Here is a 12,931-nt window from a genome sequence, read left to right as displayed (position 1 = left end):
TATGTCATGGTTGAAAATATGGAGTGGTACCGCGTCTTCTATGTGACAGCCAAGGCCGGCAGCTTCACGCTTGCCGCAGAGCAGCTGTTTATTACGCAGCCGGCTGTTACCCACCATATTAAGCAGCTTGAGCATGCGCTGGGCGGACAGCTCTTCTTCCGATCCTCCAAAGGCGTTCATCTCACGCATGCGGGGCAAATGCTGTACACGTACATCGAGCAAGCGATGAACCTTATTAGCACGGGCGAGCGCAAGCTGGCCGAACTGCATCAGCTCATGGAAGGCGAGATTCGCATTGGCGCCGGCGACACCTTGTGCAAGCATTATCTATTACCTTATCTTGAGCAATTTCACGAAAGCTATCCGAATATTCACATTCAAGTGACTAATCGGACAACACCTGAGACGATACAGCTGTTAAAGGCAGGCAAGATCGACTTCGGCATTGTCAATCTGCCCATATCTGACAAGCAGGTTACAATCCTAGAAAGCTGGGAGCTGATCGACTGCTTCATTACGAGCGCAAAATACAAGCATTCGATCCATGAGCCATTAACATGGGAACAATTGATACAGCTTCCGCTAATCCTGTTTGAAAAAGGCAGCAATACACGCAATTATATCGATCAATTCTGCGCTGAGCAGGGAGTGGAGATGAAGCCCGAGATTGAGCTTGGCAGCGAGGATCTGCTGGTGGAATTTGTGCGCAGAGGACTAGGCGTTGCTTGTGTCGTTAAGAACTTTATCCAGAACGAGCTCGACAAGGACACCTTCTATGAGGTCGCTGTCGATCCGCCCTTGCCGCCGCGCAAGGTTGGCATCATTACCATGAAGCAAATTCCGCTAACCTCAGCCGCAAATACGTTTATTGAAATGCTGCCTATTGGCTAAGGCTCTTCCAAGCCGCTGTTCCCCAAGATGCAAGCATATTCTAGCTTCGAGGAGGCTGCCGCGGCAGTGCTCCGTCCACGACTGCATAAGAAGGTCTGCTGCAAGAACGTCTTGAAGCAGACCTTTCACTTGAAACGATATCATTAGTCACATCAATTATTGTGCGTAATGAAAAGCAGCAGCCTCTTTCACTGTCTGTCTTCCATCATCGTTGCATCGTTGTATCGTTGCACCATTTGCTCTTGGCGCCGATCTGCTCCACGCTGCTATGAAAACACAAGTCTTTGATTGTAAAGCCTATACTTTGGTAGAGATGCATCTTTATTTCTTCTCAATCTTCAGCAGCGTTACCGGCTTTAGTGTGTACGTATCCTTCAGCGTCTCTTCAGGAATCACCCTCAGCTTGACTAATCCCGCAAGCTTGGACGGGTCCGCCTTGGAGCAGAGCCGCCATACTTCAGGATCTGGCAGAGCCTCATACACTTTGGCATCATCGTATTCCTTTCTCTCCTGCAGCACAAGCTTCACACGGTAAGCGCCGATCTCCATATCTGCAGACGCTTGCTCTTGGCAGAAGTCCATAATCTCTTCATGCAAGGTTTGAAGCTCCGCTTCTAGTTCCTTTTTCTTCTGCTTCAACTGATAATAGCGTTTTACTTGGGCATCCATTGCTCCACCATCTCCTCCTTATATGCGCAGAACACCTCGTAATCAACCCATCCCAATCGCACCGCTTATAAGCTTCTATATGATTTCATACCAGCAGCAAGCCAGGCCTTTGTGAATTGCAATGCAATACGCAATCTAGAGCCAGCAATCATCCCTGCACCAGTGCCAGCTGCTGCTTCACATACTCGCATGCCCCAACTGCTACGCTTAGATGACGTTCGAGCGCCGTCTCAATGCGGCAAGCTTGAAACAGGTCCTGCAGTGTATACTGCGCTGCGATCATAACCGAGCGCTCCAGATAGCCCGGATACTCTGCTGTACGGCCGCCTACGATAATGACATCTGGATTGTACAAATGAATAAGATTCGTGAGCGCAAGCCCGAAGTAGAAGCCTGCCTGCTGAATGATTCCACTGGCCTTTGGATCATGCCGATCCAGCTTGCGCAAGAGCACCTCTCTGCTCACGCCTGCTTCACGAAGAATCGCCGCTCCCCCGGCAAGATCATCCAGCTTCTTCACTCGCCCGCTGACAGGAACCATCGTATAGCCAAGCTCGCCTGACCAGCCTGAGGCGCCTTGAAGCAGCTTGCCGTCCACAACAATGCCAGCAGCGATGCCTGCATCAGCCAGCACGAAGAGCACGGCTCGATGATTGGGATAATGTCTTGCCTCAGCAATCGTCGCCGCCTTCACATCATTAATCAGCTTTACTGGACAGCAGCCGTTGCCCAATTGCTCTGCGCGAACTCCATTCAGCACGGCCATGTCGCTGAATGAAATGCGCTCGTCCCCTTCCACCAAGCCCATGACGCCAATTCCGATTCCATTGGGTTCTAGCTGATGTTGGGTTAAAAAGGCTGCGATATTCGCGTTCAGCTCCTCAACGCTCGTCGATGCGTCAATCGCCACCTGCTGTTCAAGGAAGCCCTCATCGGCTTCCGCTACGATGCACATTTTCGATATTCCTATATCAACCCCAACGTATGGATTCATTGCTCTCCTCCCATTCGCCAGCGGTCTACCTGCCGCCGCTGCTCATTGTAGGACTATATGAGAGCAGGAACAAAATCATGACTTAAACCTCTCCCACTCTTCCACTAATTGTCTATTCGAGCATCAACTTGTATGGTAGTATGGTAGTTATAAGGAGGTGAGTACCTTGCATGGATCTTTCCAGCGTTCAACGGATTCCACTGGCCATATGGTGTACAACGAGCTGAAGCTGCGCATTATGAATCTCGACCTGCCGCCTGGCGCCTCGCTATCCGAGAAAGAGATGGCGCTTGCATTCGATGTCAGCCGTACCCCTGTGCGGGAAAGCTTCGTTCGCCTCGCGCAGGAAGGTCTTGTGCATGTGCTGCCTCAGCGCGGCACGAAGGTAGCGCTGATCGATCCTGCCTATGTTGAGGAGGCGCGATTTATGCGTGAGCAGCTCGAAAAGGCCGTCATTCGCTTAGCATGCGTCTCTTTTCCTGAAGAACAGCTCTTGCAGCTGAAGCACAATCTGATGCTTCAGGAAGAGAGCATGGAGAAGCATGACGGCAAGCAAATGTTCGAACTAGACGAGGCCTTCCATCGCACCTTGTTCGAAGGATGCCAGAAGCTCGGAATATGGAGCGTCATGCAGCAGATGAACGCGCATCTGAACCGCAGCCGAAGATTGTGGCTCAATGCCTCCTCGGATTGGCGGCATCTGTACAAGCATCATCAACAGATGGCGGCTTACATTGAAGCGCAAGACGGTGAGCGTGCGGAAGCGCTTATGCAGGAGCATCTGAGCTTGAGCATTACAGATCTTGAAGTATTGCGAGCGCAATATTCCGAGTATTTCATTCCAGCAAGCAGCGAAGTGAAGAAGAAGTGTTAGCAAGGTTTTTAACCATATTGAGGTGGTGAACGTATGCGTATGACATTTCGATGGCTTGGCGAAGGCAATGATACGGTATCCTTAAGCCAAATCAAGCAAATCCCAGGCGTTGAAGGCATCGTATGGTCGCTGCATGATATTCCTGCAGGCGAAGAATGGCCATGGGCGAAGATTCAGGAGGTTCAATCCCAGGCAGCAGCCTACGGCCTTCATCTCGACGTTGTTGAAAGCGTTAACGTGCATGAGGACATCAAGCTTGGCCTCCCCTCTCGGGATCGGTATATTGACAATTACATCAAGACCATTGAGAAGCTCGCTCGTGTTGGAGTGAAGGTGATCTGCTACAACTTCATGCCGATCTTCGATTGGCTGCGTACCGACCTGTTCAAGCAGATGGAAGATGGCTCCAATGCGCTCTTCTTCGAGAAGTCCCGCATACATGGCATCGATCCGTTTGAGCTGGTCGACTCCATTAATAAGAATAGCGAGCTGACCATGCCGGGCTGGGAGCCTGAGCGGCTGAAGCATCTGACCCGCTTGTTTGAAGCATACCAAGGCGTTACGGAAGAGGACCTTTGGGAGCATCTTGACTATTTCCTTCAAAAAGTAGTGCCTGTCGCCGAGCGTCACGGCATCCAAATGGCCATCCATCCGGATGATCCGCCATGGCCGGTATTCGGACTGCCCCGCATTATTACGAGCCAGCATAATTTGCGTCGAATGCTTGGCCTGTATGACAGCCCATCCAATGCGATAACGCTGTGCAGCGGGTCGTTCGGCGCCAATCCGGACAATGATATTGTCGCGATGATCCATGCGTTCAAAGATCGAATTCCATTTGCCCATATTCGGAATGTCCACGTGTATGACAATGGCGACTTCATCGAGACCTCGCACCGCACCCAAGACGGGACCGTCGATATTGCGGGCATCGTGAAGGCGTATCATGACGTCGGGTTTGTCGGATACGTTCGACCCGATCATGGCCGCCATATTTGGGGCGAGCAGTGCCGTCCAGGCTATGGCCTGTACGACCGAGCGCTTGGCATTATGCATCTATGGGGATTGTGGGATGCCTATGAGCGGGTCGCACAGCGGGCACAAGCAGCGAAGGAGGCAGTTGTATGAACAATCAGGAAGCATACCCTAATGCGCAGGCCAAGCCGCTTCCCCTGCATCCCTCTCTGGCAGGCAAGGCAGCGGTCATTACAGGCGGAGCAGGCGTCCTATGCAGCGCGATGGCCGTGGAGCTTGCTCGTCAGGGCGTGAAGGTCGCGATCCTGAATCGCACGCTCGCTAAGGGAGAAGCCGTGGCTGAAGCGATCGCGAAGCAAGGCGGGACAGCCATCGCCATCGCATGCGATGTTACCGATGCAAAAAGCGTGCAGGATGCGCAAACAATCGTCAGCGAACGGCTTGGAGCATGCGACATCCTTATCAATGGAGCAGGCGGCAATCATCCGAGCGCCAATACGACTCATGAGACGTTTCGGAAAGAGGATCTTGAGACGCCTGACGTTACTTCTTTTTTTGACACCAAAGTGGAAGGATTCCGGCATGTGCTTGATCTGAACTTTACGGGCACGCTGATTCCGACTCAGGTGTTTGCTAAGCACATGATTGGACGAGCAGGCGCTGTCGTCATTAATCTGTCCTCCATGAGCGCGTTCGCTCCGCTAACGAAGGTAGGCGCCTATAGTGCGGCCAAAGCCGCGATCAACAACTTTACGCAATGGCTCGCCGTGCACCTTGCTGATGCGGGCATTCGCGTCAATGCCATCGCGCCGGGCTTCTTCCTTACCGAGCAGAACCGCTCGCTCTTAACTCAGGAGGACGGCAGCTTGACAGAGCGCTCAAACAAGATCATCACCCATACGCCAATGCGCCGCTTCGGTACGCCTCAGGATCTGCTTGGCACCTTGCTATGGCTCGTGGATGAGGATACGTCTGGCTTCATCACAGGTGCGGTTATCCCTGTCGATGGCGGATTCATGGCCTATTCCGGCGTTTAAGCTTGCAGCTCTGGCACATGCTTTAACATAAAAGGCGCTCCCGCTTCCAATCTGTGTCGCAGCCGAACTGCTGTCGTACAGATTGAAACCATAGGAGCGCCTTATTGCGTCTTGTTGGCGTTCATGATGCTTGGCTTATGAGGCCGGCAAGTATTTATTCATGATGCGCTGGATATCTTCCTTGGATACTTGTCCTTCGTGAATCCGCTCAACCTCTTGTCCATCCTTAAAATAAATGAATGTTGGCACGGAGGATACATTAAGTCCATTCAGCATCCCAACCATCTGTTGTTCATTGTCCTTGCGGGCTTCGTCGGTGTTGAAATAACGCACCTCTGCTTTGTTTGCTTTCACTTCTTTAATAAGCCGAGGCTCGAATTCCTTGCATACCGGACAAGTTGGACGTCCGATATATATGAAACCTGTCTGCTTCTCTGTAAGGAATGTCTCAAGCTGCTGATTGCTCATTGGCGTCAACGCCTTCTTATCCATTTGCTCCGGCAGCCTCAACAGCAGCAGCAGTATAATCAAGATGACAAGTCCCCACAGAAATTTGTTTTGGAACCATTTCTTGTTCTTGTTCACAAATCCACATCCCATTTCACATCGTTCATGTTTGCGAGAGCAATGGCCCTCTTCTTTGCATTATAAAGGAAAATGGATGCGGGATGTTTTCTCCGTGAACGTTAATTTGCAAAGATTTGTGAACAAAATAACAATCCATAAAATTTAAAGTTTTTGCTCCTTTGCTCAAGCACTACGACTGATCGCTGGACCTAAACTGTTCTGCATAAGAGGCAAGCTCAACAACCTCCCCCGCTAATCGGGCATGCTCTGCCGCAAAGGCCATCAAATGGCTTTGCACGGATATGTCAGCGGAAGTTAAGCCTTTTTCCAGACCATTGGCGCGTACAAGCTTGATAAAGTCCCAAACCAAGCCTTCATCGCCGCCTCCATGCCCCGCATGCCCGCCAGGCGTCCCCAGCTCCATGCGTTCTGACTCCTCTGCTCCAAATGGAATCCATTCCACCTCATTCTTCTCCATCGCTCCTCGAATCTCGCCCAGCGTCCCCATCAGCTTGATTGTGCGCGAGCATTCCTGCGTAAAGGCGGACATGGTGAACACCGCCGTCACTTCATTTTCAAACTCCATATTGACCACCTGATGATCGACGACATCATTGTCGCAGTAATAGACGCAGCGCCCATATGGCCCTTCTTCAATCGCTTTTGTACGAGCCTCAACACTCTGGTCATTGCTGATCGCAAGCTGCATCCAATTCGGCTCATCGGTGAGATAAGTCTTCGGCGCATAATAGAGACATGTATTTGCAGCAGGGCATCCGTCCAGACAGCGCTTCGTTGCACCGGCAGGCGCATGCTCGGATCGAAAGTGCGACAAGCTTCCAAAAGAAGATACTCGTTTGCAGGATGCGCCAGCGAGCCACAGTAAGATGTCCATATCATGGCAGGACTTCGCCAAGATCATCGGGCTGCTCTCCTTCTCGCTTCGCCAATTGCCGCGTACGAAGCTGTGTGCCTGATGCCAATAGCCTACATTTTCATTATGCTGGATCGACATTAGCCGTCCGATCTTGCCCTCATCCAGCATTTGCTTGATCGTGCCGAAAAATCGCGTATACCGAAGCACATGGCAAATCGAAAATACCAAGCCTTGCTTATTCGCCTTATCACCCATCTGTATGCATTGTACCGGATCAGGCGACATCGGCTTCTCAAGCAGCACATGATAGCCTGCATCTAGCGCCTTCATCGTCGGTTCAAAATGCATATGGTCATGGGTGCATATGAGCACAGCATCGGCCAGCTTAGGCTGGCTGAGCATATCGCGCCAATCGGTAAAGCACATCTCATCTTGCAGCTGATGTACTTGTTGAAAATGATCTCTTCGTTCATCCCAAGGCTCCGCAACCGCCACAATCTCGACCTCTTCGGGATGGTCAATCGCAACATTCGTATAATTAACCCCTCGAAGTCCAGCTCCGATCAGTGCCAGCTTCACTTTATTCATCCGCTTCTCCTCCTGCAGCTCATGATACAGCGCTTACATGTTGATCATATCCTAATCCGCATGCGGCAAACAATTTCGATCCCTTTACATGCTTCTGATTTGTTTACTCTCTCGGCTAACGAAGAGCACCTTCCACAGGACTAGGGCATATGCTTCACGTTATGCCTTCGTGCATTCGGTTTTTGATAAGCCCTCACAATGAATAGCAAGGCCGTATAGCAACTCACTCATCCGTCTATGCTGTTAATATCAACTCGATATAGCAGCTTGAATAGTCTCTCACTAAGACGAACATGAGGAGCCGCTGATAAGCGCTACATGGACAAGCATATCTTATTTCATCGCCATATTTGCAACAAAAAAAGGACCGTTCGCCTGCCTTGCGCTCGATCCATCATGAAACTATCAATCTAGGAATAAGCTAGTAGAAACAATGATCATCATCGATCACCAGCAGCAATCAAGCATCCGTTAAGGAGCAATACAGCCTGCTGCTAGTCAAAGGAGGGATGGAGATGTCCAGAGACTGGACGCGAGTGTGGATAAAAGCGATGATAGGACTAAGCTTATTCGATGCCTTCTGTACAGACGTCGGAATCAAGCTTGGATGGGTGACGGAGGCAAATCCGATTGCAAAAGCCGTGTATGAATGGCATGTGTCCGCTTTTTACGGGTGGAAGCTCGCGCTTCCGATCCTGCTACTCCTTCTCTATCCTGCGCTACCGCCGCGCCGGCTCCATAAAGGGCTCATTCAGACAACCGTTCTCTTGTATCTCGCTGTTGGGCTGTATCACTGCTTCTGGGTTGCCTACGGCAGCTTTGTCTATCTTCGTTTCTAGTGGGCATACATAACTACCCTTAAGGTCTTATTCCTGCAAGCGTGAGTCAGATGCCGAAAATAAGCGTCCCGACAGACATATATATAAAATAAAACAGTCCCAGCATAAAATGAGCAGCAACAAGAGCAAGATCCCTAGTAGACTCCGTGCTGCGAAAGGAGAGCATGGCGAACAGCATGCCAATTGGCGGGATGATCATCGCTGATGCGAGACCTATTCCTTCCAACACCCCTTCGTGAATCAAGTATTCGTCAAACCATACAAACATCAACGGCAACAATAGAGTCGCGATGGATATGCGCCTCCAGTTGACAAAGATCATGTCACGCCTCCATTCCTCTACGTTCATTCTTATAAAAACGGTCACCTGCTTATGCCATAACACAAGAGGTGACCGCTGTTGTATGCTCGCTTCTATAATCGAAGCTTGGCCTAAAGGCTGCTCTTAATCGCTTATCTGCTCACTACGAACATGCTCAAGGCAGCAGGCATCGATCTGTGCAAGCTCGTCCTCTTCCAGCTCCACATCCAAGTAGCGTTCAGTAAAGCGCTCGTGAAGATCATACTTTACAATACCGGCTTGCTCGCCATCCACACGATAGATGACGCGAGCATATACACCGTTCTCCAAGTACAGCTCATCCTCTTCAGGAACCTCGATCATCACCTTGCATTCGTAGCGAATTCCGCTTAGAATGCCGAATGGATCTCGCACCTGTTCGGCTTCGCAGCCCGTTATCGTCAACATGATTCCAACTCTCCTTTTACAGGCAGGGCTCGTTCAACCTGCTGCCTTACCTCATTCTGTGTCAATTCATCGCCGAAGATCGCGACGATACCGCTGTCCCCGCTTGATCGAATCAATCGCCCAACGCCCTGCTTCAAGCGAAGCAGCATATAGGGCATGTCCACCTCAAGAAAGGCATCCTTGGCATCCTGGCGGCGGGCTGCAAAGACCGGATCATTCGGCGGGAATGGAAGGTCCCATAGGATGACATTCGACAGCGAAGGTCCCGGAATATCGAGTCCCTCCCATAAGGATACCGCGCACAGCACGCTTGTCTCCTCCTGCTGGAATTGTTCGATCAAGCGGCTGATCTCCTGTGTGCCTTCATAGAGCATCGGGTAGGAGAGCATGGGAGCAATCTCCTGTACCTCTTGTCTAAACTGCCTCATATCCTCTTCGCTGCGGAATAGGATGAGGGCTCTTCCCTCGGATTCATGCAGCAGTTCTATGGTCTTCATAACCTTGTCTCTTCTCGCATAGGCAGCATACAGTCTTGCCTTCATCTGCTGCTCGTAATCATAAGGTGAAGCTGTAGAAAATTGTAGTGAATGCGCGAGTCCAAGTCCTGACATCATGTAGTCAAAGGAATTGTCCACAGACATCGTCGCTGACGAGAAGATGATCGGGAGCTGCTGTGCGAACACCCTCTCCTTGAGCACCTCCTGCACCTTCTTCGGCATAATCACCAGCGCGAGCCCATCCTGATCCTCTCTTAGCCATGTGATCAGCCGCTCGGGCTCTTCAAAGAGCTGGAGCGCAGTCTGCATCATATCAAGATGCTCTTCGACAATCTTTAATTGATAGTCGTTAAGCGTAAAGGTTCCACTCTCGTAGACCAGCTCTTCTTCAATGGTGTTCAGCACAGCACGGAAGCGGCCAACCTGATCTTTTAACGACTCGCTAAGCGCATACTCCATACGGTCTGAGCCTTCAATCTTTACTGCCGCTCGCTGCAGCGTATCGAACAACATGTCGCTTTGCTCAATTGCCTCATCAATCGTTACTGCTAGCGACTCTCGGATCTCGCCTTCGAGCAAGCGAGTAATGATGCTCTCAAAGATCCCGTGCTTAAGCTGATAGGTCAGCGCGTTCTGCGCAGCCGTCTCCAGCAGATGGCCTTCATCGAATACGACGGAGCTGTGTTCTGGCAGGAGCGGAAGCTGGCCGTTGCGCTTCCTCGACTCATACGTCCACACATGCTCCATATAGAAGTCATGGGAGCAAATAATCAGATCGCTGGACTTGCGGTAATGCTCACGCGAGAGCGTCTGTCCACAACGATGGCGCTGAGGGCATATTAAGCAGTCCTGAAATACATCCCAGCCGATTCTTGACCACTGCTCGTCTGACAAGTGAGCATGATCCTTGCGATCGCCATACGGATAGAAGGATTGCAACGTATCCGGTTGTCTAACAAACGCTGGCAGCGTCTGATAGATATCGCGGTACAGCTCCCGCTCCTCCTCCCCATAACGCGCTGTATCCAGCTTGTTCAAGCATAGATACTGGCTCTGGGATTTGCCAAGCCTTGCGTCCACTGTCAGGTTCAAATGCTGGGCAATCTTCGCTATGTCCCCCTCGGACTTGACGAGCTGCTCAATAAGCGATTCATCCGCGCAGGCAATCACCGCAGGCTTTCTCGTATATCTCGCATAGCTGATTGCATAGAGCAAGTACACAAGCGTCTTGCCCGTGCCGACCCCTGCTTCTGCAAGGATCGTTTTCTTTTCTTGATAGGCTCGCTCCAGTTGGAACGCCATATATATCTGTTCATCACGTACTTCAAAGCCCGCCTCAGGCAGCAAATCATAGAACACATCTGCAATCCAATCGCTTGCCTGCTTGATATACGGTTCTGACGGGTTAAATTCAAAAGGATAATTAGCCAAACGTACGAAGCCTCCACTATCTATCTGTCCTCAAAGTGCATTCCACCATTATACCTCAAGTCAAGACAAGAGAGAATCACAATCTGCTGGCAGGTTCTCACGCCAGCCCGCAACAAGGAGCTCGGGCAACCGCTGCGCAGTATTGCCGCTCGAATCCACGATGGATGCGGCCTCAGCCCTTCTTAGCCGCTTCAATCATGTTACGCTCGATGCATGAAATAACCATTATTCACACACGATGTGAATAGTGCCTTTTGAAGAAACAGGGCAAAAATACTTGAGGAGAGATGAAGACCCATGAAGATCATAAGTATTTTTCGAACAAGAGCAGCAGTACTTGCCACAGGCTTCGCCTTGCTGCTTCTGCTGTATGGAGGTCTCCCCGACTCCCTTCAGGCTGAGCCAGATTATGCACGCTGGGGACGAATAGCCGTTCAGGAAACCATTAAGCGCTATCAAGCCAATGTGCTTGATTATGAGCATATCGGCCGTACCGAGCTCAGTTCTGACGAAGCCGAAGAGCAATTCAAACTGTGGATCAAGCAGGGAACACGCGAATTCTGACTCTTGGTATCTGTACGCTTCAATCCGAAGACTAATGAACAGCTCTCGATCCACTTCAAAGAGTTATCCTCCTAAGCAGCTAAGATAAGTAACCTATACCCGAGACCATCACATAAAGATGAGCAATTGCGTCTAAAGGCAATTTTGATCGACAAATAGAATGCTGGTCCGTCTATGACGCAGCTTATGCATTCTATTTGGGTAAATAAAATAGGGCATAACCACGTTATGCCCCCTATGCTGTACAGCCTCCTCATTGGCATAGGCTATATCAGGCTTCTATCGCTATTGATTGCGCTTGTAGTTCAGTCGATTGGAGACAATCGTTGTTGCGCCTGCAACCAAGGTCACCCAAGCTGCGGTATGGTATTGCAGCAGCAAGCATACTCCGCCAACTACCAGCAGAATGCCTCCAGCAATTCCCCCGATGACAGATCCTGCACGAGCAACGTGGCGCGGCGGTTTCGTCAAGTGAGCGGCGCTATGCATAGCCTTGTCGACCGACTGTTGGGCAAGCTTCTTCGTATCTGCCAATATCTTCTCATTGTATCGCTTCATTGATTATCCCTCCTTATATGGAATAAGTGAACAAACGGGAACCGCAAAATATAAATGGTTACAGATAGCGTTGAAAAACAAGACCTTTATGCAGCTGCAACATCCAGATTTCCGGGCTTCCATAAAACATATACCGTGATTCAAATGATCCCGCCTGTATGGTGAATAGATAGCTCGTAAAGCAATCAGACGATCATTAATTATACCGACCGTCGGTATGTAAGTTAATTATATCCCATTTTCCTCCATTTGTCAATCTCTCCCTTCACCCACTTCTTTTTGACAGACAAGCGCTCTTTAAATCTTGTTTAAGGCACAAAAAAAGAACGACAGCTCATGACGCGAATCACTGCGCTTATCGTCCTTCTCTAATCGCTATCCTCTATGAGATTAAATCAGCGGCCTTTCCCTAACGAAGCCTTCCTTCTATCACCTGTTAAGCAAATCATCCCTTAACGGCGTAAAGCAGTCCAGCAGCCCGCTTCTTTCGAGCGCCTTCACCCCATGCAGCGCATCGCTTGGAATGACGATGCTGTCCCCTGCCTCCAGAATCGTCGTCTTCTCCTCAATCGTAAAGGCAAGCTTGCCATATAAGCAGTAGGACATCTGCTCATGCACATGACGATGCATATAGCCCTCTGCTCCTGCTTCGAATTGAACTTCCATCATCATCAATGCTTGTCCAGGCTTCATGATTCTACGGGTGACTCCAGGCTCTGCTTGCTCCCATGGCTGATTGGTATCCATTATTCTTCTTCCTCCCTCATGATGTGATCCAACGAACGATCCCTGCTGCGTATGAAGCTTATGAGTATAGCAAGA

16 protein-coding genes are annotated in these 12,931 nt (G+C 50.3%); 6 read left to right on the top strand and 10 right to left on the bottom strand.

Going from position 1 to position 12,931, the window contains the following annotated elements; all coding sequences use genetic code 11:
* The first annotated feature begins 6 nt into the window (after nucleotides 1-6).
* A complete protein-coding gene (locus tag B9Y93_RS01155) occupies nucleotides 7-891 on the top strand; it encodes a LysR family transcriptional regulator (RefSeq protein WP_085492529.1) in 885 nt (294 codons plus the stop codon).
* Between the two features lie 321 nt (nucleotides 892-1,212).
* Here B9Y93_RS01155 and B9Y93_RS01150 read toward each other — a convergent pair whose 3' ends face one another.
* Both B9Y93_RS01150 and B9Y93_RS01145 read right to left on the bottom strand, forming a co-directional pair.
* Complete coding sequence (locus tag B9Y93_RS01150; protein ID WP_085492528.1) at nucleotides 1,213-1,560, bottom strand: hypothetical protein; 348 nt, start codon at nucleotides 1,558-1,560, stop codon at nucleotides 1,213-1,215.
* A 148-nt stretch (nucleotides 1,561-1,708) separates the two neighbouring features.
* A complete protein-coding gene (locus B9Y93_RS01145; protein WP_085492527.1) occupies nucleotides 1,709-2,554 on the bottom strand; it encodes an ROK family protein in 846 nt (281 codons plus the stop codon).
* Nucleotides 2,555-2,762: 208 nt separating this feature from the next.
* Here B9Y93_RS01145 and B9Y93_RS01140 point away from each other — a divergent pair, with 208 nt between their 5' ends.
* From B9Y93_RS01140 to B9Y93_RS01130, 3 genes are read left to right on the top strand one after another with little or no spacing between them, the layout of a single operon-like run.
* Nucleotides 2,763-3,428 (top strand): GntR family transcriptional regulator, encoded by a 666-nt coding sequence (locus B9Y93_RS01140; RefSeq protein WP_085493909.1) that lies wholly within the window; start codon nucleotides 2,763-2,765, stop codon nucleotides 3,426-3,428.
* Between the two features lie 33 nt (nucleotides 3,429-3,461).
* Nucleotides 3,462-4,556: a mannonate dehydratase gene (gene uxuA, locus B9Y93_RS01135; protein WP_085492526.1), complete on the top strand. Its 1,095-nt coding sequence runs from the start codon at nucleotides 3,462-3,464 to the stop codon at nucleotides 4,554-4,556.
* The gene (locus B9Y93_RS01130) at nucleotides 4,553-5,440 is read left to right on the top strand and encodes an SDR family oxidoreductase (RefSeq protein WP_085492525.1); all 888 of its coding nucleotides are present in this window, start codon (nucleotides 4,553-4,555) and stop codon (nucleotides 5,438-5,440) included. The genes uxuA and B9Y93_RS01130 overlap by 4 nt, the downstream gene beginning before the upstream one ends.
* Before the next feature lie 135 nt (nucleotides 5,441-5,575).
* Here B9Y93_RS01130 and B9Y93_RS01125 read toward each other — a convergent pair whose 3' ends face one another.
* Both B9Y93_RS01125 and B9Y93_RS01120 read right to left on the bottom strand, forming a co-directional pair.
* A complete protein-coding gene (locus tag B9Y93_RS01125) occupies nucleotides 5,576-6,025 on the bottom strand; it encodes a thioredoxin family protein (RefSeq protein WP_176228812.1) in 450 nt (149 codons plus the stop codon).
* Between the two features lie 172 nt (nucleotides 6,026-6,197).
* A complete protein-coding gene (locus tag B9Y93_RS01120; RefSeq protein ID WP_085492523.1) occupies nucleotides 6,198-7,472 on the bottom strand; it encodes a Gfo/Idh/MocA family protein in 1,275 nt (424 codons plus the stop codon).
* 515 nt (nucleotides 7,473-7,987) lie between these two features.
* Between B9Y93_RS01120 and B9Y93_RS01115 the strand changes: the two genes are divergently transcribed.
* Nucleotides 7,988-8,311: a DUF5658 family protein gene (locus B9Y93_RS01115; protein ID WP_085492522.1), complete on the top strand. Its 324-nt coding sequence runs from the start codon at nucleotides 7,988-7,990 to the stop codon at nucleotides 8,309-8,311.
* Nucleotides 8,312-8,357: 46 nt separating this feature from the next.
* Here the strand turns inward: B9Y93_RS01115 and B9Y93_RS01110 are convergent, their stop codons facing one another.
* The 4 genes from B9Y93_RS01110 to B9Y93_RS25005 form a co-directional block, all read right to left on the bottom strand.
* Complete coding sequence (locus tag B9Y93_RS01110; protein ID WP_085492521.1) at nucleotides 8,358-8,633, bottom strand: hypothetical protein; 276 nt, start codon at nucleotides 8,631-8,633, stop codon at nucleotides 8,358-8,360.
* Between the two features lie 123 nt (nucleotides 8,634-8,756).
* On the bottom strand, nucleotides 8,757-9,059 hold the full coding sequence (locus B9Y93_RS01105; protein ID WP_085492520.1) for a DUF6509 family protein: 303 nt from the start codon (nucleotides 9,057-9,059) through the stop codon (nucleotides 8,757-8,759).
* Nucleotides 9,053-10,987, bottom strand: a complete 1,935-nt coding sequence (locus tag B9Y93_RS01100) for an ATP-dependent DNA helicase (RefSeq protein ID WP_085492519.1) — start codon at nucleotides 10,985-10,987, stop codon at nucleotides 9,053-9,055. The genes B9Y93_RS01105 and B9Y93_RS01100 overlap by 7 nt, the downstream gene beginning before the upstream one ends.
* 60 nt (nucleotides 10,988-11,047) lie before the next feature.
* A complete protein-coding gene (locus tag B9Y93_RS25005; RefSeq protein WP_280522874.1) occupies nucleotides 11,048-11,182 on the bottom strand; it encodes a hypothetical protein in 135 nt (44 codons plus the stop codon).
* A 102-nt stretch (nucleotides 11,183-11,284) separates the two neighbouring features.
* Between B9Y93_RS25005 and B9Y93_RS01095 the strand changes: the two genes are divergently transcribed.
* Nucleotides 11,285-11,551 carry a DUF3889 domain-containing protein gene (locus B9Y93_RS01095; protein ID WP_085492518.1) on the top strand — a complete coding sequence of 89 codons (267 nt, stop codon included), beginning with the start codon at nucleotides 11,285-11,287 and terminating at the stop codon, nucleotides 11,549-11,551.
* Between the two features lie 285 nt (nucleotides 11,552-11,836).
* On the opposite strand, the gene B9Y93_RS01090 is transcribed toward B9Y93_RS01095, so the two are convergent.
* Together B9Y93_RS01090 and B9Y93_RS01085 are read right to left on the bottom strand one after the other, a co-directional pair.
* Complete coding sequence (locus B9Y93_RS01090) at nucleotides 11,837-12,109, bottom strand: hypothetical protein (protein WP_085492517.1); 273 nt, start codon at nucleotides 12,107-12,109, stop codon at nucleotides 11,837-11,839.
* A 429-nt stretch (nucleotides 12,110-12,538) separates the two neighbouring features.
* Nucleotides 12,539-12,856: a cupin domain-containing protein gene (locus tag B9Y93_RS01085; protein WP_085492516.1), complete on the bottom strand. Its 318-nt coding sequence runs from the start codon at nucleotides 12,854-12,856 to the stop codon at nucleotides 12,539-12,541.
* Nucleotides 12,857-12,931 lie beyond the last annotated feature (75 nt).

Source organism: Paenibacillus aquistagni (genome assembly GCF_900177815.1).
GTDB lineage: Bacteria > Bacillota > Bacilli > Paenibacillales > Paenibacillaceae > Paenibacillus_B > Paenibacillus_B aquistagni.
The sequence above is the reverse complement of the archived record's forward strand: the minus strand, read 5'-3'. Positions and strand labels throughout refer to the sequence as shown.

Bases quoted from the DNA above. Each gene is read 5' to 3' on its own strand.
- B9Y93_RS01155 (WP_085492529.1), top strand. From the start codon at position 7: ATGGTTGAAAATATGGAGTGGTACCGCGTCTTCTATGTGACAGCCAAG.
- B9Y93_RS01150 (WP_085492528.1), bottom strand. From the start codon at position 1,560: ATGGATGCCCAAGTAAAACGCTATTATCAGTTGAAGCAGAAGAAAAAG.
- B9Y93_RS01145 (WP_085492527.1), bottom strand. From the start codon at position 2,554: ATGAATCCATACGTTGGGGTTGATATAGGAATATCGAAAATGTGCATC.
- B9Y93_RS01140 (WP_085493909.1), top strand. From the start codon at position 2,763: ATGGTGTACAACGAGCTGAAGCTGCGCATTATGAATCTCGACCTGCCG.
- uxuA (WP_085492526.1), top strand. From the start codon at position 3,462: ATGCGTATGACATTTCGATGGCTTGGCGAAGGCAATGATACGGTATCC.
- B9Y93_RS01130 (WP_085492525.1), top strand. From the start codon at position 4,553: ATGAACAATCAGGAAGCATACCCTAATGCGCAGGCCAAGCCGCTTCCC.
- B9Y93_RS01120 (WP_085492523.1), bottom strand. From the start codon at position 7,472: ATGAATAAAGTGAAGCTGGCACTGATCGGAGCTGGACTTCGAGGGGTT.
- B9Y93_RS01115 (WP_085492522.1), top strand. From the start codon at position 7,988: ATGTCCAGAGACTGGACGCGAGTGTGGATAAAAGCGATGATAGGACTA.
- B9Y93_RS01110 (WP_085492521.1), bottom strand. From the start codon at position 8,633: ATGATCTTTGTCAACTGGAGGCGCATATCCATCGCGACTCTATTGTTG.
- B9Y93_RS01105 (WP_085492520.1), bottom strand. From the start codon at position 9,059: ATGTTGACGATAACGGGCTGCGAAGCCGAACAGGTGCGAGATCCATTC.
- B9Y93_RS01095 (WP_085492518.1), top strand. From the start codon at position 11,285: ATGAAGATCATAAGTATTTTTCGAACAAGAGCAGCAGTACTTGCCACA.
- B9Y93_RS01090 (WP_085492517.1), bottom strand. From the start codon at position 12,109: ATGAAGCGATACAATGAGAAGATATTGGCAGATACGAAGAAGCTTGCC.
- B9Y93_RS01085 (WP_085492516.1), bottom strand. From the start codon at position 12,856: ATGGATACCAATCAGCCATGGGAGCAAGCAGAGCCTGGAGTCACCCGT.